The sequence below is a fragment of the Corallococcus sp. CA053C genome, assembly GCF_003611675.1.
Classification (GTDB): Bacteria; Myxococcota; Myxococcia; order Myxococcales; family Myxococcaceae; genus Corallococcus.
Window position 1 is genome coordinate 1 of the sequence record NZ_RAWA01000001.1, and the last position, 25,993, is coordinate 25,993.

Consider the following 25,993-nt stretch of genomic DNA (forward strand, 5'->3'; position numbering starts at 1 on the left):
CGCCCGCCCCAACCCGAACCGCCCCCTGCGCGAGGACCTGGTCCTCCAGGCGTGTCTGGAGGCCTACGGCGGCGTGCGCCGCGAGGGCCGCCTGTCCGACCGCGCGCTGGAGTTCGTCCTGCGCCGCAAGACACTCCTCTACTCCACCGAACGCCGCGCCGTGGCGGAACGCGTCTACGCGCTCCTGCGCCGCCAGCGCACCGTGGACTACCTCCTGGAGCACTCGCACCGCAACTTCGAGACGCTCGACGGCACCCGCCAGGACGTCATGCGGCTCGCCACGTCGCGCATCCTCCACGGCGAGGACCCCAACTACGTCGCGCGCACCTGCGGCCTCAGCGGCCCGGACATCACCGTGCTCGACCGCCTCCCGGACGCCGCCGCGGAGCTGGACGCCCTGCCCGACTCCAAGCGCTTCCCCATCGCCGCATCGCTGCCGGACTTCCTCGCGGAGAAGTTCCGCGCCGTCTTCGGCAAGGACGCCAGCCGCGCCGCCGAGGCGATGAACGAGCGCGCCCCCCTCTTCGCCCGCGTCAACGCGCTCAAGGGTGACCGCGCCCAGCTCCAGGAGCGGCTCGCCGCGGAGGACGTGGAGTCCACGAAGCCCACCGCCCTGTCTCCCTTCGGCATCGTGATGGAGACGCGGCTCAACATCTTCTCGCTCCAGAACTTCAAGGACGGCTGGCTCGAAATCCAGGACGAGGGCAGCCAGCTGCTCGGCATGCTCGTGGACGCGCCGCCCACCCGCGTCGTGGACGCGTGCGCGGGCGCGGGCGGCAAGACGCTCCAGCTGGCCGCGCAGATGAAGAACCGCGGCGACCTGCACGCGCTCGACGTGGACGAGGGCCGCATGGAGGACCTGCGCAAGCGCGCGCGCCGCGCCGGCGTGCACAACGTGCGCACGCAGATCATCCCCCCGGAAGGGCCGGAGGCGGAGGCCGCGCTCGCGCCCCTCAAGGGCCTGGCGGACCGCGTGCTCGTGGACGCGCCGTGCAGCGGCACCGGCACCTTCCGCCGCAAGCCGGACGCCCGCTACCGCCTCACGCCGGAGTCCCTGGCGGAGCACGTGGCGCGGCAGAAGGCCCTGCTCGCGCGCTTCGCCACGCTGGTGAAGCCCGGCGGCCGGCTCATCTACGGAACGTGCAGCGTGCTGCGCGAGGAGAACGAGGAGGTGGTGGAGGACTTCCTGTCCCAGCACCCCGAGTTCACCGTGCGCCCCGTGGCCGAAGTCCTCGGCGCCGAGCTGGGCGCGAAGGTGAGCTCCGGCCCGTTCCTGCGGCTGGCCCCGCACACCCACGGCACCGACGGCTTCTTCGGCGCCGTGCTCGTCCGCGCGAAGTAGCCCCGCACTCCCCCCGAAAGGCACCCCGGCCATGTCGCCAGCCGTCCACTACCGCGTCGCCATGCCCCGCCCGCATGCGCACCTGTTCGAGGTGGAGGCCACCTTCCCCGCCGGGCCCGACACGCTCGACGCGGTGATGCCGGTGTGGACGCCGGGCAGCTACCTGGTGCGCGAGTACGCCCGCCAGGTGCAGGACCTCACCGCCACCGACGGCGAAGGCCGGCCCCTGCCGGTGCGCCGCGTGGACAAGCGCACCTGGCGCGTGGACGCGAGGGGGCAGGCCGTCACGCTGCGCTACCGCGTCTACGCGAACGAGCTCACCGTGCGCACCAGCCACCTGGACGGCAGCCACGGCTACTTCAACGGCGCCACCGTGTTCCTCTACACGGAAGCCACACGCGCCCTGCCCCACCACGTCACCGTGGACGCGCCCCCGGACTGGCGCACGTTCTGTGCGCTGGACGCCGAAGGCAGCACGTTCCACGCGCAGGACTACGACACGCTGGTGGACAGCCCCTTCGAGGTCGGCCCGCACACGCCGCTCACCTTCACGGTCGCGGGTGTGCCGCACGAGGTGGTGGTCTGGGGCGACAGCGTGCCGGACGCGGAGCGGCTGTGCGCGGACATGCAGCGCGTCTGCGAGGCCCAGGCGCGCATGTATGACGGCCTGCCGCTGAAGCGCTACCTGTTCCTCGTCTACCTCACCGACAAGGGCCGGGGCGGCCTGGAGCACCAGGCCTCCACCGCGCTGCTCTTCCCGCGCCTGTCCCTGTCCACGTACCGGGGCTGGGAGGACTTCCTCACGCTGGTGGCGCACGAGTACTTCCACCTGTGGAACATCAAGCGCGTGAAGCCGCGCGCGCTGGTGCCGTTCGACTACTCGCAGGAGAACTACACCACGCTGCTGTGGGCCTTCGAGGGCGGCACCGCCTACTACGACAACCTCTTCGTGCGCCGCGCGGGCCTGATGTCCGCGTCGCGTTACCTGGCCCGCCTGGGGGAGACGTTCAGCCTGCTGCACTCCACCCCGGGCCGCCGCGTGCAGACGCTCACCGAGGCGTCGCTCGTCAGCTGGGTGAAGCACTACCGCCCCGACGAACACTCGCCCAACAGCGCCGTCTCCTACTACCTGAAGGGCGAGGTCGTCTGCGCGCTGCTGGACCTGGAGGTCCGCCGCGCCACCCGCGACGCGAGGTGCCTGGATGACGCCATGCGGTTGCTGTGGCAACGCCATGGCGACGGCTCCGGCGTGCCCGAGGATGGCGTGGAGAAGGCCGCGAGCGAAGTGGCCGGTGTGGACCTGACGCCCTTCTTCGACCGCGCGGTGCGCTCCACCGGGGACCTGGACTACAGCGTCTTCGAGCACGTGGGGCTGGAGGTGTCCTTCCGCGTGCGCGAGGCCCCCAACGACAAGGGCGGCACGCCGCCGCGCCTCAAGAGCGAGCCCAAGCCGAAGGGCTGGCTGGGCGTCACCCTGCGGGGCGCCGCGACGCTCGCCACCGTCCCGGAGGGCACCCCCGCGCTGGAGGCCGGCCTCTATCCGGAGGACGACGTGGTGGCGCTGGACGGCTGGCGCGTGGACGGCGCGGGGCTCATCGCGCGGTGCGAGGACAAGCGCCCGGGCGACACGGTGAAGGTGACGCTGTTCCGCCGCGACCGGCTGGTGGAGGTGCCGGTGGTGCTGGGACAGAAGCCCGCGGATGCCGTGTGGCTCCAGCGCGTGGAGCGCCCCACCGACGCGCAGAAGGCCGCGTTCCAGGCGTGGCTCGGCGCCCCGTGGGACGAGACCCCGGGCCCGGCGTAGTAGGCTTCGCGGCCCCATGGTCGCACCCGCTTCCGACCGCTGCCCGTCCCATCCCACCGTCGCCGCCGGCTGGCGGTGTGAACAGTGCGAGTCCCTGCTCTGCCCCGCGTGCGTGGAGACGCGGCGCATGGGCCCGGTGGAGTACTTCGCCTGCGGGCACTGCCAGGGAACGGCGAACGTGCTGCTGCGCCGCCGCTCGCACCAGGACTTCATGGAGCGGCTGCCGGGGGCCCTGCGCTTCCCCCTCACCGTCCCGGGCCTGCAGACGCTCGTCGCCGTCAGCCTGATGCTGGCCGTGCTGCGCTCGCTCGCGGTGGGCATCCGCCTGTTCCAGGTGTTGCCGCTGACGCTCGCGCTGGGCGTCTTCTGGTCCGCCCTCTTCGCGCTCGTGCGGGGCGCGGCCCGGGGCGATGCGGATCCGGAGCTGCCCGGCTTCACCGACATCGTCCGGGACACGCTCCGGCCCGGGCTGCGGGGCCTGGCCGTCACGGTGGGCGTCTTCCTGCCCGCGTCCGTCCGCGCCCTGTCCCTGCTCGCACCGTCCGAGCGCGCCGTGCTCAAGCTCATCGGCGCCCCGCTGGAGGCCCTGCTGTCACCGGCCGCGCTGGAGGATCCGCTCACCTGGGGGCTCGCGCTCGGAGGCTTCCTGTGGCTGCCGTGGGCGTGGCTGCTGGCCGCCGCGGAGCAGCCGCTCCTCTCCGCGCTGCATCCCCGCAACGCGCTCCGGTGCATCCGGGCGCTGGGGCGTGACGCGGGCATCGTGATGGGCGTGTTCACGCTGCTGGCCCTGCTCCACGGGGGGATGCACCAGCGCGCGGAGGTGGTGCTCGACTTCGGAATCTTCTTCGTGTCGCGGTGGATCGCGGAGGCGCTCACCTGCCTCGTACCCTTCGCCGCCGCGAACCTGCTGGGGCTCGTGCTGTACGTGCACGGGGATGCGCTGGGCTACCTGCCCGCGCGCGACGTCCTGGTGCCCGTGCTGGGTGACGCGCGTCCGGAGCGGGGCCCGCAGGCGCTGCGCGAAGCCGCGCCCACCGGGCCTGTTGCCGCCACCGACGAAGCACCGAGCACCGGGGACGACTCCCCGGCCGAACAGCTGGCCGCGTTCACGGCGGCGGTGGAGGCGCGCGACGTGGCCCGGGCGATCGCGCTGTACGGCATCCTTCGCGTTCTGCCCCGCATGAAGCTTTCACCCGCGCACCATCTGTTCATTGGGCAAGCCGCGGCAGTGGAAGGAGATTTCCCACTGTCGGTCCTCGCGCTGGAAGCCGCGGCGGACGTGGCGCCCGAGGATCCGCTCGCGCCCCGCGCCCTGGTGCTCCTGGCGCGCGTGCAGGGGGAGAAGATGGGAAACGCGGTGCGCGCGGAGGAAATCTACCGGTACATCCTGCACCGGTATCCGGACACGGAGGCCGCACGTTTTGCCCACGCGCGGGTGAAGCCCGCTGCGTGACACAAGCATTGCCGCCCCCGTCCTCCGGTACCACATTGCGCGCATGGGATGGGTCGGGGGCGTGGGGATGGGAAAGCAGCTGCGGACGTATGGATGGTTGGGGCTCCTCGCGAGCGTGCTGGTGACGGGCTGTGACGAAGCGCCAAGCGCCAATCGCCACGAGGACTCGTGCGCGGAGCCGGTGTCGTTGCGCGTGGAGGTGCTGTCCTCGGATGGGGCGCACATCCAGGGCGCCACCGTGACGGCCACGAACCTGGAGAGCAACGTCAGCATCACCGGCGTCACGGATGACCGGGGCGTCACCACGGCCATCAACGAAACGCTCGCGCCCAGCGCCATCCGAGTGATGGCCACCGCGGGCTCGCACGTCTCTCTCGCGCAGCACGTGGAGTGGACGTGTGATGCGTGCCACTGCACGCCCGTTCCCGGGACCCTCACCCTCGAGCTGAAGGACTGACCTCGAAGACAGGCCCGAACGGGCTCCCTTCGGCTCCGACGACGGGAAATCCGCCGTCCCAGCCCGTCGCATGGTTGTATTGACCCGCCTGCGTGCGGTACGGATTGCGCCATGCGTCAAACCTGCATGCGCGCCTCCGCTCCGGTCAGGCATTCCTTGCGCCAGGTCGCCCGCTCGGTGGGCCTGACGACGGGCTTTCGGATGTGTTGTCGCGGCACTGGTGTTCCCCCGCTCCAGTAAGCCGTGCATCCGCGCTACCCGCCAGGTAGGCATTACCGAAGGTCCCCCATGCCAGCAGACAGTGTGGAAACGCTGCTCCGATGCTCGGTCTCCGAGCTGACGGAGCGCTTCGTCGCCCAGGCCCATCCCGTCCCCCAGGGGATGCTGGAGGCGCTGGACGCAGACCCCCGCCAGGGCGCGCAGGGGCTCGCGAAGAAGCTGCGCTCCCGCCAGGAGAAGAACCGGGCGGAGGGCCAGCGGCTGCGGCACCTGCTCAAGTTCGAGACGGAGCTGTGGGAGCAGGGGCTGCTCAAGGTCGCGGGAGTAGACGAGGCGGGCATGGCGCCGCTCGCGGGCCCCGTCGTCGCGGCGGCGGCCATCCTGCCGCGGGGCTACCGGCTCCGGGGGCTGGACGACTCGAAGAAGATTCTGGACCCGGACAAGCGCGAGGCCCTGGCGGAGGCCCTCAAGCGCGACGTGGTGGCGTGGGCGGTGGGCCAGGCGGAGGTGGAGGAGATTGATCAGCTCAACATCTACCACGCGGGCCTGCTGGCGATGCGCCGCGCGGTGGAGGGGCTGGGGCTGACGCCGGACTACGTGCTGGTGGACGCGCGCACCATCCCGCAGTGCGCGGCGCCGCAGCGGGGCATCATCAAGGGTGACTCGCTGTCATTGAGCATCGCGGCGGCGTCCGTGCTGGCGAAGACGACGCGGGACCGGCTGATGACGGAGCTGGACGCGCGCTATCCGGGCTACGGCCTGGCAGCCCACAAGGGCTACCCCACCGCGCAGCACGTGGCGGCGATCCAGGCCCTGGGGGTGCTGCCCATCCACCGACGGAGCTTCGGACCGGTGCGCGAGGCGCTCGGTCTGGGGCAGCCCTCTGCGCCGGTTCCGATGCAGGCGGAGTTGTTCGCCGCTACTCCCACTCCCATGGCGAAGCGATGAGCGCGGACCGGGACATCGACGGGTGGTTGGCGGAGCGGGGCGTCACGCTGAGGGACGCGCGCGTACGGGCGCGGGGCGTGCTGGAAGAGGCAGGGCTCACGCGGCCGGGCAAGGCGCGCATGAGCGAGCCCAAGCTGATGCGCGCCGCCGAGGTGCTGACCGAGCGCTTCTTCCAGGTGTGCGCCGACCCTGCCTGCTTCCAGGTGGCGACAGCGAGCGGTCGTGAGCCTTTACGGGTGGAACCCCGGAGCCACTGCGCCCGGTGCGGAGGGTCCGCCAACCGGAGAGCGGAGGTGGCGTTCCTGGAGATGTGCCGCAACCTGAACGTCCACCGAGTGGTGGTGGTGGGCGGGTCGCCCGCGGTGCGTGAGGAATTGGAAGCAAAGCTGGGCAATCACATCCAGCTGCGCATGGTGGACGGCACCGAGCGGCGCACGTCGGACCGCGCGAAGAGCGACTTGGAATGGGCGGACCTGGTGCTGGTGTGGGGCGCCACGGAATTGCATCACAAGGTGTCTGGCCATTACACGCACGGCCCGCCGGCGCATCACCACAAGGTGGTGCACGTGGTGCGGCGGGGCGTGGCCGCGCTGCTGGATGAGGCGATGATCCATTTGCAGCGCGCCGCCGTGCGCTGAGCGGTGTCTTCACGGCGGCGGGTTCGATTCCCGCCGCGTCCATCCAAGAAACCCAGCCATCTTGAATGAGCCGTCCGCACGACAGCGGGTGCTAAGTGCGGGTCAGGCTTCTCAAGCCCTTCGCCATGTCCACCCGCCCCGACACGCTTCTGCTGCTGCCAAGCAGGAGCAGCGTGGCCGCGGCGGCCAGGGCGAGCAAGGAGACACGCATGTGGGGCTGCTCGGGAAAATCCGAGCGCAGTCTGGCGGCAATCTGCTGGGGGCTCCAGCGCCGGGCCAGGCCCTGATCCACCTCGTCCCGATGACACGCCGCCGAATCTCCAGCCTGTCCTCCCCCGTCAGCCTTGCTGCTTTCCCTCGGCCTCGCACCCAGTGCCTCCCGTCGAGCAGGGTGCCATGGTGAGCACCCGAGTGGCGCGTTCACCGCTTGAGACCGCCGCCGGTTCGGTGGCCACTCCCAACCTGCCGCGCACCCGCAGGCGTCCACACCCCCGGGACGCCAACCCCGCTCCCTACGAGCGCGGAGGAGCAGGGCACTGCAGGCTCCTGGTGTTCCGGCAAGAAGTTGCAGGCCCGTAGCTGCCGGGCCAGGCCTCTCGGCAAGAACTTGCCGGGTCCCTGTGCTCCGAGTCCCACAAGTGCTTGCCCCGGAAGTAGCGGCGCCGCTGCAGCGGTGGAGGAAGAGCATTGAACCAATAGGCGCAGCTCGGGGCTGGCGCGCGGCTTGCTCTTGTCTCAGCGCAAGGACAGCCGGCGCGTGCCCGGTGGCGCTCAAGCCCGTCCTCAACCCAGACGCGAGGATTCACACCATGAAGACCCAGACGGCGGCGGTCCCATCCATCCAGGCGGTCAGCCTCTTGAAGTCGCTCGGAGCCGACAAGGGCACCGTCGCGGAGGGCTACATGCAGGCCCTCATCGCCCAGCTGCGCAGCAGCATGCCCCAACTGCCCGACAACCTCAGCGCCGTCCAGAACGCGTGGTACTTCAACTACAACTACCTGGACATCAACGGCAACTTCAACGCCGCGACCTACAACTTCATCAATCCGTGCTTCGAGGCACCGAGCCCGGGCACGGTCCAGGCCAACACCAACAACCCCTTCAACAGCGCCTGGCTTCAACTGCTGGCGGGCATCCGGTACGTGCTCTCCTCGGCGGACCAGTCAGCGTACAACAAGGCCCAGCTGGTCGCGGCGCAGCAGCAGTTGGCGGTGGTGAGCGTGTACCAGAGCCAGTTCAATACCATCACCCAGGACCAGATGGCGGCGGCGCAGACGGCGCTCGGCTGGCCTGCCGCCAGCCAGCCCGTGAACAAGATCAACTACGTGATCGACTACATGATGGGGCTGGTCTGGACGGGGGGCACCGGCCAGGCCGCGCTGGCGCTCACCTCTACGCAGATGGCCAATGCCGACGATCTGCCCAGCCTGCTCATCAAGATGCCGGCGGGCGGTGACTCCGTCATCAGCGCCGCGACGGACTACTTCAGCGTGATGGGCTCCAACCTCCAGTACACGTCCGAGCTGACGTACAACAATTCGATCCTGACTTCGCTCACCCGGAACACCAAGGCTCCGAGTGCGAGCAACGGTGGCATGGCCCTGAACAACGCGGGGACGGTAGAGCCGGGCCTCGTGCCGGGCTACGCGGTGGTGCCGTCCGTCCAGGCGCTCCAGAATGCGCTGAGCGATCCGCAGGCGTCGGCGCCCACGCTCACCCTGTCAGCCAGCCTCGTGAGCCAGGGGCAGTACCAGGTGAGCATCGGAGCGCAGGGGGGCTTCTCGGTGGGGTCGCTCATCCAGGTGAGTGCGTCGGGCTCCATGAACTACGATCTCGCAAGCCTCAGCGGCGCTGGCTCCAGCTACACCGTGTCCATCAAGTACCCTGGCGCGACCCTGGTCAAGTTCACGCCGAACGCGTGGAACGGCTCGGCGCTGACCGGCTGGTTCTACCAGCAGGTGCTTCAGCAGGCCTACCGCAACTGGAACCTGAACAAGCGGACGCCGGGCAGCGCGCCCACGGGCTTCAGCTTCATCACCGAGCCCGCGTTCGACCTGGATCCCATCGAGAACGGCGGCAACTTCGGACAGCTCCAGTCGCTGGTGGTCAGCCAGTTCCCCACGATGCAGATCACCTTCAACAGTGGGAACTTCTCCCAGTTCCAGCAGAGCTTCTCCCAGAAGGTGGCGGCGGATGTCTCGCTGTTCGGCATCATCCCGATCGCCAGCGCCAGCGAGAGCTCGGCGCAGTCCTGGATCCTGCAGCAGCAGTCGGCCACCTCCTTCACGCTCACCCTGTCCGCGCCGACGATGACCTACCCGGTGTCGGTGCTCGACGCGACGTCCTTCGTCGTGGCCGCCTCGGTGGATTCGCCAGCCTCGGGGAGGTAGGCGCCCCCGGAGATGCTCCTCGCGGTGCCGGTGTTGCCGTCACCGGCGCCGTGTCCCGCTGGCGGGTTCGTCCGCTTCAGCTTTCCTTCAGGTTCGAATTCTCCTCCGAGGTGAGCGACGCGAAGCTCGCGGCGGACCTGAAGAAGCTGAAGCTGCCGACGATGCTGCCCAGGGCCAGGAACGACTTCACTGCGACGAAGCTCCTGGAGAATCCCTGGGGCAAGTTCAGCTTGCGGAGGTCCTCCTCGGTGCGCCCGCGGCCGGGCCGCGACGCCAGCATCATCACGTCGAGCACCTTGCCCCCATGCGGCGCGCCGCCGAGCGGAATCACGGTGTCCACCACCAGCACCCGGCCGCCCCCGGCCATCGCGTGGCGGCAGTGGCGCAGGATGTCCACGCACACCGCATCACTCCAGTCGTGGAAGATGCGCTTGAGGACATACGTGTCCGCGCTCGAAGGCATTGTCTGGAAGGCTTGTCGATGGCTCAATCTTTCGATTGAGTTTGGGCAAGAAAATTCAGGTACACGCGCAGCTTTGCCTTCTCCAGATTGAGCGTCACCCGCTTTGGTGGCTCTCCCGCACTTCGTGTGGTTCCCCTCGGGGGAGTAGGCAGACGCGGCAAGCTGCCAGCGGGGCGAATACACCCTGGGAATGGAAACGCTGTACCCACTTCCTGGATGTCGGGTGGACCGAGTGACCCCCGGTAGCTCGGCGGGTGTTGTCCTCGGGGTGCGCATGGAGGGCACGGGAGCACGATGTCCCTCCTGCCAGACGCCCAGTACTGCGGTGCATGGCAGCTATGTCCGACGCCCGGCGGACCTGCCCGCCGCAGGACGCGTTGTGCAACTCGAACTTCGCGTGCGGCGCTTCTGCTGCCGAAACCCGGAATGCGCTCGTCGTACGTTCGCTGAGCGGCCGGTGCGCCTGCTGGCCGCTCGGGCTCAGCGGACACGGCGGCTGGCCACCGCGCAGTGCTCCGTTGCAATCACAGCGGGAGCAGAGGCTGGAGCCAAGCTGCTCAATCCACTGGCCATGCCTACCAGTCCCGACACCCTCCTGCGGCTAATTCGCCGCGCTCCGCTGCCTCCTCCCAGCCCCGCTCGCGTCCTGGGCATCGACGACTGGGCGTTGCGGAAGGGACGCACTTACGGCTCCATCCTCGTCGACTTGGAAGCGCACTGCGTCCGAGACGTATTGCCAGACCGCTCGACTCCCGCGGTGAGCACCTGGCTGCGCCATCATCCCGGCGTGGAAGTCATCGCTAGAGACCGCTCGACAGAGTACGCAAGAGCGGCGGTACTGGGCGCTCCAGAGGCGCAGCAGGTGGCGGACCGTTGGCACTTGCTGCAGAATGGACGGCAGATGGTGGAACGCTGGCTGACCGGAGCGCACCCTCGACTTCGAGCACTGCCAGCTGTGTCGAGCGAGGACGCTCCGCCAGCACGCCGTCACACCAGCTTCTCGCGAACTCACGCCGAAGCTCGCGCTCAAGAGGAGAGTCGCTCCCAGCGTGTCGCTGCATACGAAGCCGTCCGGCATCGTCACCTGGAGGGGGAACCCTTGCTGAGAATCAGTCGCACGCTGGGGCTGGCCCGAGGGACCGTGCGCAAATATGCCGCCGCGGAAGCTTTCCCCGAGCGCGCGGCGCGCGTGCCCGGACGGAGCATCCTCAACCCCTATCTGGAGTACCTGACGCGGCGACAATCCGCGGGGTGTGAGAACGCCTGTGAACTCTGGAGGGAGATTCGCGCCCAAGGCTTTCGTGGCACCTCGCGGCAGGTCCACCGTTGGCTCCAGATGCGACGGACCGTTCGGCCTCGCTCAGGGGCGCGCAGCTATCCCGGCGGCAACTGGTGGGCGAAGGGCACGCGCCCCGATGCGCTCCCCTCGCCGAAGCAACTGGCATGGCTGTGCGTGAAGAAGCCCTCCGAGTTGAACTCCACGGAGACCGCGACGTTGGCGCGCATCGGGCAGGACGAGGAAGCGTCGCGTGTCGTTGCATTGACCCGGCGGTTCTGTGAACTCGTTCGCTCGCGGGGCGTTTCACAGAGAGCAAGGCCGACGAGGTCCTGTCGACCCTTCGAAGCGTGGCTGGACAAGGCTCGCGGGTGCGGGGTACGCGCGGTAGAGACCTTTGCGGAGGGCCTCAAACAGGACGGCGATGCCGTCCGGTCCGCCCTGACCTCTCCCTGGAGCAACGCCCAGGCCGAAGGCCAAATCACGAAGCTCAAGCTCCTCAAGCGTCAGATGTATGGCCGCGCCAACTTCGACCTGCTGCGTCGTCGAGTGTTGCTCACCGTCTGAGCCTACGGTCCACACGAAGTGCGGGAGAGCCGCTTCGGTGGACAGGTTGACTACGCTGCCTACCTCTGCGCCTCAGCCGTTCGCTCGCGCTCGGTGGGACTGATGTAGCCGAGTGAGGAGTGACGGCGCTGCGATTGTAGAACACCTCGATATATTCGAACAGCGCGAGCTTCGCCTCGTCGTGCGTCCGGAAACTGCGCGTGTGGACGAGTTCCATCTTCAAGCTGCTGAAGACGCTCTCCACTACAGCGTTGGCCACCACGTTGGGAGCGACCGGATGGGCGTGCTTGCTATCGGTGGTCCGCACGAAGGGGCGTCTCCTGCGTGCCGCCAGACCCTCTTGCCGCATGAGGCGGGCGACGCACTTTTCAGAGACGCTCCGGCCTCGTGCGCGCAGTTCCACACGGACGCGAGGGCTGCCGTAGGTGCCGCGGCTCTCCTGGTGGATTGCCCCGACCTCCACGGAAAGCTCACGGTCGCTCTTTTGACGCTGCGACTCGGGCCGCTTCGCCCAGGCGTAGTAGCCGGAGCGGGAGACACCCACTGACTCCCACTTCAGCTCCTGCACTGCATATTGGACGCGTGGGGGCCATGAGGAGTTCAATCCCGAGCCTGCTCAGCCGCGGACGGCAGCCAGGCCTTCCGTCCCTGGACCCTGAGCGCGCCGCTCCGCGTTCGCGCGGATGTACTCCCACGCATCCGTGCGCTCGAAATGCCAGCGCACCCGCTTGGGTTCCAGTCCCTGGGCGGTCCGCTCCCGCAGGACCCGGAGCATTGAGAGCGCATCCTGGCGCTTCGGGTTCACCCGACCCGTGGGCAGGAAGGCACGCAGGGCCTCCACCTCCGCGGAGGCCATCCCCTCGGCCTTCGCGAGTGAGAGGACGGTGGGGTAGCGCCGGTCCGGATAGAACAGGGACTTCGCCAGACGCTCCAGGATGGCGCGGCTGCCTGGCGAGATGACCTCGGCCCGCTCGGCGGCGTGCAGCGTGGCCCTGATGTTGACCATCGCTTCGCTCGTGGCGCGGAAGCCGTCCTCGGCGGCTCCATGGGTGACGGCCACCTCGTCATCCGCCTCCACCCTGCCGCTCCGGTAGTCGTCGTAGACGGTGCCCACGCCCTCCATTCCGAAGGGCGCCAGCTCCGCGGCGCGCAGGGCGCCCATGCTGGAGGCGCCGAAGACGTGGATGCCCTGGGACAGCGCCCAGAGGACCTCCTTGTGCGACACGGAAGGCACCCGCTCGAAGTAGCCATCGATGATGCCAATGGCCACGGGCTTCTCGCGCGCCGCGAGGTAGACGTCTCCCTGCGCCGCGGGAGGCAGGAAGACGGCATCCAACAGGGTGCGGCCCTCGTCGGCGGAGAGGGTCGGGCCGGTGAAGACGAAGAGCTTCATGGAGGGGCCTCCCGCAGACACGCGCGCGCGCGGGCCCCCGGCACGTAGCCGGGAATGTCATGGAGGGGCTCCAGCCCCGGAATCACCACCCGGACGACGGGGATGCCCAGCTCGTGCCGGGTCAGGTCCACGGCGATGACCTGGGTGAGCCCCCTGGCGCGCAGCTGCTCCACCTCCCAGCTCACGTCCTCGTCGAAGGTGTCGCTCGCGTGGTCGGGCGCCTGGAGGAAGCTGCGCCGCGCGGGGACGGCCCCTTGCGTCGCCAGACACCGGCGCGCGGCCTCCAGGTCCTCCTCCAGGCTGCCCATCCCGAAGCGCACGTCGTCACGGGCCCCGGTGATGAGGGTCAGCCGGCTCTGCGCCGCCTCGGTGAGCGCGCGCAGCAGCGCGATGCCCCGCGACGGGTGGCAGCCAAAGCCTCCCATGGGGCCAATGGGACGGTAGGGGTCCGGCTCGCGGTCCACGAGCGTGCATGCGAAGGCCGCGATGCCGACGTCCGAGGTCACCTCCCAGACGAAGACCGTGGCGCCCGCGCGCTCGTACCGGTCGAGCACTTCGCGGCAGCCCGGGTCCTCCACGGTGGAGAGGTCGACGCGCCGGCTGTCCTGGTGGGCCTTCCCCGCGAGGCGCCAGAGCGTGACGGCGTCGCGCTCCACCAGCTCGCACACGGCGTGGCTGACCGCCTCCAGGCGGTGGTTGCCCGAGGCCAGTCCGCTCGAGGTCATCAGGAACGCGCCGCTGCCCGCGAGGATGGGCAGCGAGAAGTCGGTGTGCACCAGCTCGAAGGGCACCCAGGTGGGCGTGCCGCCCGCGGCGAGGTCCGCGCCCGCCACCCAGAAGAGCCGGAGGTTGTCATGGAGCTCCGTCGCGGCGTGCCGGGCCATCAGGTCGATGGCGGCCAGGTGGTGTCCGAAGCGCAGCTCGTTCACCGTCCCCAGCTTGAGCGGTAGGGTGATGTGCTCCGCATGGAAATGCTCCACCGACTCCATCAGGCCCGACGCCCGAGCGGCGGCGAGCGTCAGCCCCTTGCCCTGCGATACGGACAGCGAGCGGGCACGGGGCCGGCACACCATCACCACGGGAATGCCGAGCGTGTCGAGCCCGGTGACGTCCGCGACGCGGGTGATCCCCATCAGGGGCAGCAACGGCCGCACCCGCTCCACGGTCGCTTCCGGAGATGTCTGTCGATGCGTCCCGTGACGGTGGTGTTTCGCCGAGGGCGTTTCGGGATCCTCGCTGCGGCATGTTTGGATCGTCACAAGGTGCTCATTTGTCATCATCCCGCTGCAGCGACTGGAGGTCCAGCAGGTAGCAGGTGACGTACGCAGCTTCATTGGGGAGACGATCGATCAGGAGGGGAGGATTTTGGTCCACCTCATTCTTGTGCTTGCTGATGGGCGTCGGCTTGTCTGGACCCGGATATTCGTGAAGGATCGTCACGACGGGGTCCGCGCACTTATTGTGGCTGAGCAGATACATGTTGCCATCAACACCGAAGAAGAAGACCAGCACGCGATTGGAGCTGGGCGCTGGCATGCCGACGACATGCGCGTTCAGGCTGGCGCCACTAGCCTTGTCTTTGATGGTGTAGATGTAAACCTCGGGTTTACTGACATCCGCGAGCACTTTCAGTTGGAGGGTGCAAGCGCCGTCCGGGCTCGTCGGTCCAGTCGTGACACTCAGGGTCGAGGGGTCTTTCGGCGTCGCAGTGATGGGGCCTTTGGCCCCGGTCACCTTGATGGCGAACAACGCATTCTGTCTCAGGGCGGGGTACGGGTAATCCACGGATAGAGCCATGGCGTGTCCTCGGGCAGCGGTTTCCGGGGACGGATTGCAGTGCCCATGCCAGGGCGTGCCGTAGGAGGCGCGGGGCAACGGGGCAAGAAGGTGCCACGCTTCCCGGCAACTTCTTGCGCTCCGGCAACTTCTTGCCGGCGCCGCGGACCGCTACAGGAAGCCCTCTCGCTCCGCCTCTGTGAGCGCGCGCTGGAGCAGGTCGCCCAGGTGGGCCGTGGGGCCGTGCTCCAGGGTCTCCACGCACCGCGCGAAGCAGGCGCCAAGCGCGTCGGGGAGGCGCTGCTGCTTTGGATCCAGCGCCGCATGGAGCCGCGCCACCGCCTCGGCATGCCGGCCCCTCCGCTGTTCAATGCACGCCAGCGGGAGCAGCGCCGTCCACTGGAAGGGGTAGACGAGGGACAGCGGCTTCCAGGCGTCCAACGCCGCCAGGCCCTGCCGCTCGGCATGCCCGAGGTCGCCGCGCCGCAGCGCCACCCACGCGAGGTTGGCTTGCGCCGCGCCGGCGTAGTCCGCCATCCGCGCGGAGGTGGCGACCTCGAGGCCCTGATTCGACCACTGACGGGTGGGCTCCGGCATCCGGCGTCGGCGGTGGAGCATCGCCAGGTAGGTGAGACACCGGGCCTGGATGGGCAGGTCTCCCGTGCGCTCGGCCGCGCGGAGCGCCTCCGTCAGGACGTCCAGGGCCTCGCCGAAGGCGTCGTGCCACAGCAGCACCGCGCCCAGGGCGAACCGCGCGGAGGCGATGGCGCCGGGTTCGCCCACCTCCTCGCGCGCCCGCAGGCTCGCTCGCGCATGCTCCACCGTCTCGGAAGAGGTGCGGTAGCGCTCCGCCCGCAGGTTCTTCTGCACGAGCGCCTGGAAGAAGCTGGCGCGCTGGACCGGGGCGCCCCGTTGCTCCACCACGGGCTGTACGCGCCGCACCAGGTCCTCCATCTCCTCCTGCCGGGCGGCGAAGTAGTGGACGGAGACCCGGTCCACCTGGAGCTGGAGCCACTCATGCCACCAGCCCTCGGCGCGGCCCTCCTGGGACGCTTCGAGCGCCCGCTCCGCGGCGGCGTAGGACGCCAGGGCCTCGTCGTGCTGGTGGTGGGTCTCCCGGGTCTTGCCCTCCTTGCGCAGGAGCCGGGCACGTCCGAGCGACGCTCCCGATGCGCGCATGAGCGCCTGCTGATAGGCCGCGCGCGCCTCCGCCTGACGCCCGGCGAGCGCGAGCACGTCTCCCAGTTCCTCCTGCAGTGCGCCCAGGGCGTCGTGCCTCCCCGGGTCGTCCCCTGACGCGAGCAGGGCCTGTCCCTCCGTGAGGGCGCTCCCATAGAACGCGATGGCCTCTCCGTTCGCGTACGCCGCGCGGGCCCGCCGCGCCGCCTGGACGAAGTAGTGACTGGCCTTGTCGTGGACCTCCCCCCGCGCGAAGTGATGCGCCAGCACCGGCAGCAGGTCCGCGGCCTCGCCGTGCCGCGCCTCGAGCAGCTCCCCGGCGCGCTGGTGCAGGGCGCGCCGCCGCGCCACGGGGATGCGCTCGTACGCGGTCTCCCGCAGCTTGTCGTGGCCGAACCGGAGCCGCCCGGCCCCGGCCTCCTCGAGGATGTTGCGGACCCGGAGCGCTTCCATCGCTCCCAGCAGGGCGCCTTCGGAGTGCCCGGTGTCCGCCAGCAGCAGCTCCGCGTCGAACTCCCGACCGAGCACGCTGCCCCAGGCCACGAGGGCGTGTCCCGTGCCGTCGAGCCGCGACAGGCGGCGGTCGATGAGCTCCGCCAGGGTGCGTGGAAGGGGGAGCGCCGCCAGCGAGTCCGGAGCGGTGCCCCGCTCATCGAAGTGCCAGCGCCCGCGGGGATCCCGGGTGAGCATCCCCTCGCTGATGGCCGCGCGCAGATACTCCGCGACGAAGAACGGGTTGCCGTCGGACTGGCGCACCAGCACGTCGAGCACGCCCACTGGCGGGGCTCGCAGGGCCAGCATCCCCGACACCATGCTGCCCACGCTGTCGCCATCCAGCCGGCCGAGCGGGATGACGGTGACGCCCGGGGCGCGCGCCAGCGTCTCCAATACCGGGGGCGTCTCCTCGGAGCGATAGGTGCCCACCACCAGCACCTGAGGGCGCGCGAGGGGCTCCTCCGCCAGCGTCTCCAGCACGCTGAGCGACAGCTCGTCCATCCACTGGAGGTCGTCGAGCAGCAGCACCAGGGGCGTGGAGGCCGCCAGCGCGAACAGCGTCTGCCGCACGGAATCAATCACCCGCGCCCGCGCCGCATCGGGGGGCAGCTCCGGTGGCGCCGGGGGTTCCCCCGGGCCTGCAAGCCCTCCCAGCGCGGGCTCGTAGGCCGCGAGCACCGCGGCCCGGGCGCCCAGCAGCCGCTGGGTCTCGGCTTCGCCGCCCGCGCGTGCCAGGTCCGCCACCGCGAGCAGCAGGGGCCGCAGCGGGTGGAGGGGCGCCGTGGACGGGCCCGGCTCCGCCGCCTCTCCGACGCCGAGCCCGACGCACTGGCCGGTGAGCACCAGCAGCCCCCGCTGCGCGGCCAGCCGGGTCACCTCCAGGGCGAGCCGGGTCTTGCCCACGCCGCTCTCCCCCCGGATGAGCACCAGCCCTCCCCACTGGCCCGCGTGGACGCGCTCCACGCTCCGCGCGAGCACCGCGAGGGCCTCCTCGCGTCCGGAGAAGACGGGCCGGTACAGGTAGGGCCGAGGGGCCGGGCCGTCCTCGCGCGCGTCCGGGAGCTCCAGCGTCCCCAGGACCGCGGCCACGTCCTCCGCATAGCCCAGCCGGTCCTGGGGCCGCTTCTCCAGCAACCGCAGGATGAGGGTGTCCAGCGCCTCCGGGACCCCTCCGGCCCGGCGGGAGGGGGCCACCGGCGCGTCATGCAGGTGCTGGTGGAGGACCGACCGGGCCTGGTCGCCGGTGAAGGGCGGCCTGCCCGTCACGGCTTCGTAGAGGATGCAGCCGAGCGCATAGAGGTCCGCGCGCGCGTCGACCAGCTCGCCGCGGATCTGCTCCGGGGCCATGTACGCCACGGTGCCCATCACCCCGCCCTCCGCGGTCAGCTCCTCGCGCCCCTCGGCCCCCCCGGAGAGCGCGGCGATGCCGAGGTCCACCAGGATGGGCCGCCCGTCCTCATGGATGACGACGTTCTCGGGCTTGAGGTCGCGGTGGACAAGCCCGCAGCCGTGGAGGAAGGCGAGCGGCGCGCACAGCCGGCGCAACAGCAGGAGCGCGGAGCCCGAGGACGCGGCGGTGCTGGGAGGGCGCGGCGAAGGCCCTCGGGAGCGCTCCGGGCCCGGTGGGGCGAGGGCGGGCATCGTCTCCGTGCGCTCCAGCGGCCCCAGCCCCACCCCGGCGGTGGGCTCGAACCACTGCGGGGAGACGGAGTCGCGCAGGGTGGGGCCCGGCAGCAGGGGCATGGCGTACCAGGGAAGTCCGTCCGCGACGCCCTGGGCCACGACGCGGATGATTCCGGGATGCCGCACCCGGCTGAGCGCATGGATCTCCCGGCGGATGGTGGCGAGCATCGCCCGGGAGGTGGCCCGCACCGTCTTGACCGCGGCGGCCTCCCCGGTGTCGACGTGTTCGCCCCGGTAGACGATGCCCATGCCTCCCTGGCCCAGCACTCCGAGGACCCGGTAGGGCCCCAGGTACTCCGGTGCCTCGGGCGAGAGTACGGGCGGAACACGCATGCCTTCAGGCCTCCCGCTTCTTGAGGCCCAGCACCTTCATCCGGTACGACAGGGTCCTCACCGGCATCCCCAACTGGCGGGCCGCCTCCGTCCGGTTCCAGTTGGCCGAGCGCAGCGTCTTCTCCAGGAGCTGGGATTCGTAGTCCTTCACCTGGGCCTTCAGCTCGGCTTCGGCCCCCGGGGAGTCCTCCCGCCGTGCGACGTCTTCCGGAGGCCGCTGCGCTCGCGGTGGGAGGGCGTCCGGCGCACGGGTCGCCCGCACCCGCGCCGGAAGGTCCTCGGCCGTGATGAGCTCGCCCGTCGCCACCACCACCGCGCGCTCGAGGGCGTTCTTCAGCTCGCGCACGTTCCCCGGCCAGGAGTGCGCCTTGAACAGGGCCAGCGCCTCGGGGCTCAGTCCCCTCACCTGCCGGCCATTGGCCTCGTTGGCCAGCGAGAGGAACCGGCGCGCGAGCGGCTCCACCTCTTCCATCCGCTCGCGCAGCGGGGGCAGCTCCAGCACCATCGTGCTCAGCCGGTAGTACAGGTCGTCACGGAACTGGCCCTGCGCCACCATGGCCTCCAGATCGCGGTGGGTGGCGGCAATCACACGCACGTCGACGGCGATCTCCCGCGTGCCTCCCACGCGGCAGAAGCTCCCCGTCTCCAGCACGCGCAGCAGGGCCACCTGCGCCGCGAGCGGCAGCTCCCCGATCTCATCGAGGAACACGCTTCCCTTGTCCGCTTCCTCGAAGACGCCCCGGTGCTGTTGCTGCGCCCCGGTGAAGGCGCCCTTTTCGTGACCGAAGAGCGTGCTTTCGATGAGCTGGGAGGGAATGGCGCCGCAATTGACGCGCACCATGCGCCGCTCCCGCCGGGGACCCTGCTCGTGGATGTAGCGGGCCAGCACCTCCTTGCCTGTCCCCGTCTCTCCCAGGAGGATGACCGGGATGCGCGCGCCGGCCACCCGGGCCGCCGTGGCCAGCAGCCCCCGCATCGCCGCGCCCGCGACGATGGCGGAGCCGACCTCCGGCGCGCTGCTGTCGGACCAGGCGTCGGAAGCCTGGACCACCGGCTCCCGCGCGGAGGTGCGTTCCAGGGAGCGCAAGGCCCGGTCAATCAGCTCCTCCACCGTGCTGGCCGCCCCCGGATAGACGGCGAGGCCCACGCGAGGGGTGCCACCCGCGACGCCCAGGGGCGAGGCCACGGCGCGCGCCAGGCCGAGCGCCGAGGCCGCGTCCACTTCCGGCAGCAGGACGAGCAGCCGGTCCGGTCCGAAGGCGCTCAGCTGATCGACGGGGCGGAGCCGCTCCCGCACGCACCCGATCCAGTCGCCTGGTGCGTCGCCGTCGGGAGCTCGGACCGCGAGGAGGGCGAAGCCGCGCCGCAGGTGCCGGGCCCGGGCCTCCTCGTCGTCAAGCTGGTGGCGGAAGCTCTCCTCTCCAGCCGTCCTCGGGCCGCCAGCCCCCAGCCCATGGACACGCGCCAGCACCTCGCCCAGCAGGACCTCTCCGCCAATGTCCAGCGCCACGCGCTCCACGCGCCGGCCGGAGAGCCAGGTGCCATTCCGGGAGCCGAGATCCTCCACGAGGACGCGATTCTCCAGCAGGGTGAAGCGCGCATGTTCTCGCGACAGCTTGCGGTCGGGGACGCGCAGGTCCGCGGGTTCGGCGCGCCCGACAATCACAGGCTGGCCGGGAGTGAGGAGCGCTGTCTCCGCGCCGCCCTGGTGATAGACAACGATGGACAGCCCCGCATGCGCGGTGGCCTGTCTCGCGACCTCCGCCAGAGGCTCCGTGCCCGTCAACTCCCCCTGCGCTCCGTCGGTCCCCGGCATCATGGGGCGTGATTCTAACGTGAATGGGCCGACAGCAAGGGACACCGCCTCCGCACAGATCTCGTCGAAATGGACCCAGTCTGGGAGTCCGAGCGTGACGGAAGGGTAAAGACAGCCGGCCCTGCGCCGCGCGGTGGAGGGGCTGGGGCTGACGCCGGACTACGTGCTGGTGGACGCACGCACCATCCCGCAGTGCGCGGCGCCGCAGCGGGGCATCATCAAGGGTGACTCGCTGTTGTTGAGCATCGCCGCGGCCTCCGTGCTGGCGCGGGGCGTGCTGGAGGAGGCGGGGCTCACGCGGCCGGGCAAGGCGCGCATGAGCGAGCCCAAGCTGATGCGCGCCGCCGAGGTGCTGGCCGAGCGCTTCTTCCAGGTATGCGCCGACCCTGCCTGCTTCCAGGTGGCGACCGCCAGCGGCCGTGAGCCTTTACGGGTGGAGCCCCGGAGCCACTGCGCCCGGTGCGGAGGATCCGCCAACCGGAGAGCGGAGGTGGCGTTCCTGGAGGTGTGCCGCAACCTGAACGTCCACCGCGTGGTGGTGGTGGGCGGCTCGCCCGCGGTGCGTGAGGAATTGGAAGCCAAGCTGGGCAATCACATCCAGCTGCGCATGGTGGACGGCACCGAGCGGCGCACGTCGGACCGGGCGAAGAGCGACTTGGAATGGGCGGACCTGGTGCTGGTGTGGGGCGCCACGGAACTGCATCACAAGGTGTCTGGCCATTACACGCACGGCCCGCCAGCGCATCACCACAAGGTGGTGCACGTGGTGCGGCGGGGCGTGGCCGCGCTGCTGGATGAGGCGATGATCCATCTGCAGCGCGCCGCCGTGCGCTGAGCGGTGCCTTCACGGCAGCGGGTTCGATTCCCTCCGCCTCCACTGTTTTGCGCTGTGATCACAGCCAGTCAGCAGCACCTTCCACCCGTGTTGCACGCATGTCGCACGCCGGAGCAAGAGGACGGTCGAGGACGTTGACCGCCTCTCTCCAGGTGTCCCCACCCGGACAAGGTTGCGACCGCACCCGCGAGCCGTGGAGGCTCACGACTGCGGGCCACGGCGACGCGCCACCCCGACGACGTGACGACAGTGCCAGGCCCTGGAGCACGCCGAGCTGGGAGTCGGCAGCCCACTGGCTGAAGTCCTGACTCCCGCCTCCCTCCATGCCCTCGGGGGCATGTGTCTTCCGGGTCCGGCCGACTTGTCGGACTCGGCGGGTATGACGGGATTCTGCACGCCACACCGGAGTGCAGTCAGGAGGCGCGAGCGATGGGCAACCGCGGCTGGGCGGTGCTGTGGTTGGGGCTCCTTTGCGCGCAAGGAGCGGCCACGGCGTCGCCTGACTCCGAGGCTTCGGTCCCCAAGGAGCCGACCCGCGCCTGGGCTTCACTGGCGCGGCGGGTCTTGCTGGCCCTGGCGCTGATGACCACGGGATGTGCCTCCGTGTCGCAAGCGCCTGGGCGAGGTCGAAGCTTGAGCTACGCGCCGCGAGAGGCCTCCTCGCCCGCGTGGGTGGAGGCTCCGAGCGATGAGCCCCCGCGCGCCCGGAACTTCCCCCCGCGCGCGCTTGCTGGGCCCGAGCAACGGCTCCTGCGCCGCCAGCAACCGCGTGACGACGTGACCGCCGTGGGAGACAGCGCTGTCCGGGGCGGGGCCCAGAGCGCTGAATTGACGCGGCAGGCAGTCCTCGACGCCACGGACGAAGTGAAGGGCTCCCTGCGCGGCGTCGAGGCCGCGTTCACCCAACTGGCGGCCCGCCCTTCAGACCCGTGGGGCTGGAGCCTCACCGGCGTCTTCACGCGCTACCTCGACCAGGGCTCCAAGCAGGTGACGTGGCTTCAGGGCGCGCTTGGGAGTGCCACCGCGTTGACGAAGGTGGCCTCGGAAGTCGGCGACACGGACATGGAGCTGGGCCTGCTGCGCATGGCGGGGCCGAAGCTCCAGGCGGCCCAATTTGGGACCCTCCTGCTGGCCACCTGGGTGGACTTCCTGCACCTCGCGGACGCCGTGCTCCGTCACTGTCCCATGTGCAGCGGCGAGAAGCTCTTCAGGGACCTGTATCGCGTGCAGGGGCTGATGGAGCCTGCGCTGACGGACCTCGCCTCACTGGATCCGGAGCGGGTGGAGGCGACGACCACCGCGATGCCGGAACTGATGGGGAAGCTGACGCGTGAGTTCGACACGCTCCAGCGGGAGACCCGCGAGACCCTGAAGTTCGGCGGGCAGGTCATCGCGGCGATGCAGGCGCTGGAGATGGTCACGATGATCTCCTCGATGAAGATGGCCCTGCCACGCGTGCCGCCCTCGGCCCGCGTAACGATGGGCGTGGGCCTCGTGATGAGTTCGGGTGGCGTCAGGGTGGGCTCGCGGATGGTGGTCTCCGCCGAGTGGGTGGAGATGATGCGAAGGCTCGTGCAGGCGGGCGTCATCTCCGTGCCCGCCGCCGGCGCGGCCGTCCTCATTCAGGGCGGACAGATCACGATGGCCCAGGCTCACCAGGACCTGCCCCAGGGCGTGCGCGAAGCGCTGGGCGACAGCCCAGAGGTGCGCGGCATGCAGGTGACAGGCAGAGCGGGGGCGGGCATGTCGGACGCTCCGAAACACCATGTGCTGCCGCAGGAGCACCGCGAGTGGTTCGAGCGGCGCGGCTTCAAGGGTGACATGGACATCGACCAGTTCTGCGTCCGGATGGAGCAGGCCCACCACGAGGCGATCCACGGAGGGGGGAACTGGAAGCTGGGGCGCACGTGGCCCGGTGAGTGGAACCGGCTGCTCATGGAGGTCCTGCACGACGCAGAGACCAAGGCCGGCCGGATGTTGACGAGAAACGAGATCCTGGACATCGTCGCAGTGACCATGGAGCGCTACTCCATCCCAATGAATTTCGTCCAAGGGAGAAGTCGATGACCGCCAGACATCCATGGGACGGCGACTGGAAGACCCGCCTGTATGAGCGGGTCCGCGAGCGTGGTTATGACTCCCTGACCGCCTTTGCTGAGGCGCACCCGACCGCCTCGCTGGTGAAGCTTGCTGCGGAGCTCAGCGAGGGCGAGATTGCTGGGGTGCAGGTGTTCAGCGGGCTCGTTGCCGAGGCGGAGCGGAGCAAGCAACTCTCGCGGTTGGTTCGCGGACAGCTCGTCCGTGAATTGGCTGAATGCCTCCCCAGTGGATGGCCGGGCGTGCTTGACGATGCCAACCGCTTCAAAGTCGCCAAGGCACTCGGCTTATGGACCGGCTTCACTCCAGAAACGCATAAGGAACGTGTCAGGCAGGTCGGCGACGCCCTTCTTGCCAAACCTCCCCCCGCGGGCTGGCGTCCACACGGGCCCGACGACGAGCTGCTCCGCACGCTCTTGCCAGACGAGGAGGCCTGAACGACAGCGGCGGCCCTGTGCGCGGATGCGCGGGGAGCCATGTCGCACGTAGGTCGCACGAGCCGTGCGGAATGGGTTGGGACGGTGAGCGTCAAGGTAGTTGTCGCGTGAAAGGGTTCAGCCAATGCTCTTCAGCTCCTGTACTTCCGGTGAGGGGTTGAGGCGCACGGGGCCCGCGGGCGTCCAGTCGCGCGTGTCGCGACTCCAACGCTCAGGATGACGTGCGCGTCCTGCGTCGAGGCGAAGGCGCGCTGGGGGAAGGAGGGGCGGTACTTCAGCGTGCGGAAGAGGGCTTCGGAGAAGGCGTTGTCGTCCGGGACGCGGGGCCGGCTGAAGGACGGCGCATGAGCCTCACGGCACACGGGTGAGCTGCAACCGTCAGTGCATGAGGTGCTCGTGACCCGGGACCACTTCTCTCCTGGCGGGGAGACACCCTGGCATATGGTGGCCGGGCAGCACTCACCTGGGAGATACACACATGCGAATGGCAATCATCGCGGGGCTGATGGCAGCGGGACTGTTGGCGGGATGTGGCGGCACGTCCGATGAAGAAGTGCCCGTTGCGTGCGCCAACGGCACCACGTGTACCGGTTCCGCCGCCGAGTGCGAGGCGAAGTGCGGTCCCACTGATGCGTCTGAGAAGAACGCGTCCTGGATCATGTGCTACTGCTGCGACGGCTCCGAGATCCTTGGCGTCTATTACTCGTCCTGCGTCGGTTACTGCTCGACCCGCGACGGAATCTGCGGGTAGCCGCAAAGGCGCCGAGGGAACACCTCTCGTTCTGTAGATGCGGCAGCCCACCCCGGGCTTTCGGGGCGGGCCGCTGTGTTTCCTACAGCCATCCCCAAGCCCGCTCCATGACGCGCCGAGCCCCCTGCCTGCCCGGAAGATGGCGCTGACACATGCCCATGCCGTCAGTAGGCTCGCAGGGCTGCCCCTTCCCCCCTCGCGAGACACGGCATGGCGTCTGCTCACCTGAATCCAGCACGCCTCCCCCCGGGCACGAAAGTGGGGCACTGGCGAGTCATGGAGCGGCGGGGAGGGGGAGCCTACGGCGCCGTCTACCGCGCCTTCGCCGAGGGGCACCCCGGACCTGTGGCACTCAAGCTGGCCCTGTACCCGGGAGACGAGCGCTTCGCGCGCGAGGTGGAGCTGCTCTCCCGCCTCCGTCACCCCCACGTCCCGCGCCTGCTGGGCCATGGATGCTGGCTGCCGCCAGGGGGCCCGCCCCACCCCTTCCTCGCCATGGAGTACGTGGAGGGCGTGTCGCTGTATGCGTGGGCGCGGAGGCAGCGCCCCTCCTCCCGGCAGGTGCTCCACGTCCTCGCCCAGCTCGCTCGGGCCCTGGAGGCCACGCATGCCGTGGGCGGCATCCACCGGGACGTGAAGGGCGACAACGTCCTCGTGAGCGCCGCGGAGGGACGGGCCTTCCTCACCGACTTCGGCTCCGGGCACTTCGTGGGCGCCGCTCCGCTGACGTCACCGCCCTTTCCTCCCGGGACCCCGCCCTACCGCTCGCCCGAGGCGTGGCGCTCCGTGCGCGTCCCCCTCCTCGAATCGGCCGTGCCCTATGCCCCTGGGACGGCGGATGATGTCTTCGCGCTGGGGGTGACCGCGTACAGGCTGGTGACCGGCGAGTACCCTCCGGCGGCGGCACCGAAGGACCCGGAGTGCCCTGTCTGGAGTCTGGAGGGCGCGGGCCCTCGGCCTCCGCGAGCGCTCAACGTTCGCTGCTGCCCGGAGCTGAGCGGGCTCGTGTCTCGGATGCTTTCCGTGCGCCCCGAGGCGCGCGGCGGTGCCCGCGAACTGGCGGAGGCGCTGGAGCAGAGCGCGAGGAAGGCGGGGCCGGAGGCGGATGGGCCGCTCTTCATCGCGGAGGTGTCTCACCCCTTGAGGACATGGGCCGACTCCCGACCTGTCTTGCCTCGAGGCACCAGGTCTCGCTGGCGCCCATGGCTCGTGGCAGGCAGCGTGGGAGGCGCGCTCATGCTTGGCGCCGGGGGGATGCTGCGCGTGCATCCCGGAGCGGCTTCCGCGAAGGAGCCGACTTCCCTGCGCATGGGTGCGGAGGATGGCGGCACCGTGGCCGTCGGGGACTCGGTGATGACCACCCCGGTGGCGCCCACCCGGGAACCGTCCGCGTGGTCGACCATTGGGGTGGACATGCCACCAAAGCCCTTTCCAGGGCAGCGACGTCCCGATGCCAACGGCCGCTGCCCCGGCAAGGCCCAGGTCGCCATCCAGGGCGGATGCTGGCTGAAGTCACCGGTCGATCCGAAGGACTGCGACCCGGACTCCTTTGTCTACAAGGGCGTTTGTTATACGCCCGTTCTCGCCGTCCCACGCCCCGCCACCTCGAATACCGCCGCTCCATAGCCCGACAGCATCCCT

18 protein-coding genes and 3 pseudogenes are annotated in these 25,993 nt (G+C 70.0%); 13 read left to right on the forward strand and 8 right to left on the reverse strand.

Translation table 11 applies throughout. The features are described 5' to 3' along the window. Positions 1–25: 25 nt before the first annotated feature. From D7V97_RS00005 to D7V97_RS00040, 7 genes are all read left to right on the forward strand, one after another. On the forward strand, positions 26–1,342 hold the full coding sequence (locus D7V97_RS00005; RefSeq protein WP_233582422.1) for an RsmB/NOP family class I SAM-dependent RNA methyltransferase: 1,317 nt from the start codon (positions 26–28) through the stop codon (positions 1,340–1,342). Positions 1,343–1,373: 31 nt separating this feature from the next. Beyond that, positions 1,374–3,146, forward strand: a complete 1,773-nt coding sequence (locus D7V97_RS00010; protein ID WP_120608499.1) for a M61 family metallopeptidase — start codon at positions 1,374–1,376, stop codon at positions 3,144–3,146. Positions 3,147–3,162: 16 nt separating this feature from the next. Further along, a complete protein-coding gene (locus D7V97_RS00015) occupies positions 3,163–4,599 on the forward strand; it encodes a B-box zinc finger protein (protein WP_158623229.1) in 1,437 nt (478 codons plus the stop codon). Positions 4,600–4,666: 67 nt separating this feature from the next. Continuing rightward, positions 4,667–5,056 (forward strand): carboxypeptidase-like regulatory domain-containing protein, encoded by a 390-nt coding sequence (locus D7V97_RS00020; protein ID WP_233582410.1) that lies wholly within the window; start codon positions 4,667–4,669, stop codon positions 5,054–5,056. Positions 5,057–5,344: 288 nt separating this feature from the next. Continuing rightward, positions 5,345–6,223: a ribonuclease HII gene (locus D7V97_RS00025; RefSeq protein ID WP_120608502.1), complete on the forward strand. Its 879-nt coding sequence runs from the start codon at positions 5,345–5,347 to the stop codon at positions 6,221–6,223. Then, positions 6,220–6,861: a hypothetical protein gene (locus D7V97_RS00030; RefSeq protein WP_120608503.1), complete on the forward strand. Its 642-nt coding sequence runs from the start codon at positions 6,220–6,222 to the stop codon at positions 6,859–6,861. Before D7V97_RS00025 ends, D7V97_RS00030 begins: the two co-directional genes overlap by 4 nt. A gap of 809 nt (positions 6,862–7,670) precedes the next feature. Then, on the forward strand, positions 7,671–9,251 hold the full coding sequence (locus tag D7V97_RS00040) for a hypothetical protein (RefSeq protein WP_120608505.1): 1,581 nt from the start codon (positions 7,671–7,673) through the stop codon (positions 9,249–9,251). Positions 9,252–9,327: 76 nt separating this feature from the next. Here D7V97_RS00040 and D7V97_RS00045 read toward each other — a convergent pair whose 3' ends face one another. Further along, positions 9,328–9,714, reverse strand: coding sequence for a methyltransferase (locus tag D7V97_RS00045; protein WP_233582411.1), 387 nt, complete (start codon positions 9,712–9,714; stop codon positions 9,328–9,330). 190 nt (positions 9,715–9,904) lie between these two features. On the opposite strand from D7V97_RS00045, the gene D7V97_RS00050 reads away from it, so the two are divergent. Continuing rightward, positions 9,905–11,557: an ISL3 family transposase gene (locus D7V97_RS00050; RefSeq protein WP_120608506.1), complete on the forward strand. Its 1,653-nt coding sequence runs from the start codon at positions 9,905–9,907 to the stop codon at positions 11,555–11,557. A 59-nt stretch (positions 11,558–11,616) separates the two neighbouring features. Here D7V97_RS00050 and D7V97_RS00055 read toward each other — a convergent pair. The 6 genes and pseudogenes from D7V97_RS00055 to D7V97_RS00080 form a co-directional block, all read right to left on the reverse strand. Then, positions 11,617–12,107, reverse strand: a pseudogene (locus tag D7V97_RS00055) (IS3 family transposase); the annotation flags it as partial. Positions 12,108–12,173: 66 nt separating this feature from the next. After that, the gene (locus D7V97_RS00060; protein WP_120608508.1) at positions 12,174–12,950 is read right to left on the reverse strand and encodes a TfuA-like protein; all 777 of its coding nucleotides are present in this window, start codon (positions 12,948–12,950) and stop codon (positions 12,174–12,176) included. Next, complete coding sequence (locus D7V97_RS00065; protein ID WP_368668851.1) at positions 12,947–14,230, reverse strand: YcaO-like family protein; 1,284 nt, start codon at positions 14,228–14,230, stop codon at positions 12,947–12,949. Before D7V97_RS00065 ends, D7V97_RS00060 begins: the two co-directional genes overlap by 4 nt. Then, positions 14,217–14,747 (reverse strand): hypothetical protein, encoded by a 531-nt coding sequence (locus D7V97_RS43970; protein ID WP_147444611.1) that lies wholly within the window; start codon positions 14,745–14,747, stop codon positions 14,217–14,219. Before D7V97_RS43970 ends, D7V97_RS00065 begins: the two co-directional genes overlap by 14 nt. Before the next feature lie 150 nt (positions 14,748–14,897). Then, positions 14,898–18,416, reverse strand: a complete 3,519-nt coding sequence (locus D7V97_RS00075) for a serine/threonine-protein kinase PknK (RefSeq protein ID WP_120608511.1) — start codon at positions 18,414–18,416, stop codon at positions 14,898–14,900. A gap of 4 nt (positions 18,417–18,420) precedes the next feature. Further along, a complete protein-coding gene (locus tag D7V97_RS00080; protein ID WP_233582413.1) occupies positions 18,421–20,235 on the reverse strand; it encodes a sigma 54-interacting transcriptional regulator in 1,815 nt (604 codons plus the stop codon). A gap of 115 nt (positions 20,236–20,350) precedes the next feature. On the opposite strand from D7V97_RS00080, the pseudogene D7V97_RS45240 reads away from it, so the two are divergent. From D7V97_RS45240 to D7V97_RS00100, 4 genes and pseudogenes are all read left to right on the forward strand, one after another. Continuing rightward, positions 20,351–20,503, forward strand: a pseudogene (locus D7V97_RS45240) (ribonuclease HII); the annotation flags it as partial. Continuing rightward, positions 20,477–21,067: a hypothetical protein gene (locus D7V97_RS00085; protein WP_233582423.1), complete on the forward strand. Its 591-nt coding sequence runs from the start codon at positions 20,477–20,479 to the stop codon at positions 21,065–21,067. The pseudogene D7V97_RS45240 and the gene D7V97_RS00085, both read left to right, overlap by 27 nt. A gap of 633 nt (positions 21,068–21,700) precedes the next feature. Beyond that, the gene (locus tag D7V97_RS00095) at positions 21,701–23,134 is read left to right on the forward strand and encodes a DUF2380 domain-containing protein (RefSeq protein ID WP_368668852.1); all 1,434 of its coding nucleotides are present in this window, start codon (positions 21,701–21,703) and stop codon (positions 23,132–23,134) included. Beyond that, on the forward strand, positions 23,131–23,601 hold the full coding sequence (locus D7V97_RS00100) for an NUDIX hydrolase (RefSeq protein WP_120608513.1): 471 nt from the start codon (positions 23,131–23,133) through the stop codon (positions 23,599–23,601). The genes D7V97_RS00095 and D7V97_RS00100 overlap by 4 nt, the downstream gene beginning before the upstream one ends. 117 nt (positions 23,602–23,718) lie before the next feature. Here the strand turns inward: D7V97_RS00100 and D7V97_RS45610 are convergent. Further along, positions 23,719–23,942, reverse strand: a pseudogene (locus D7V97_RS45610) (hypothetical protein); the annotation flags it as partial. A 686-nt stretch (positions 23,943–24,628) separates the two neighbouring features. Here D7V97_RS45610 and D7V97_RS00110 point away from each other — a divergent pair. Beyond that, complete coding sequence (locus tag D7V97_RS00110) at positions 24,629–25,978, forward strand: serine/threonine-protein kinase (protein WP_120608515.1); 1,350 nt, start codon at positions 24,629–24,631, stop codon at positions 25,976–25,978. The last annotated feature ends 15 nt before the right edge of the window (positions 25,979–25,993 follow it).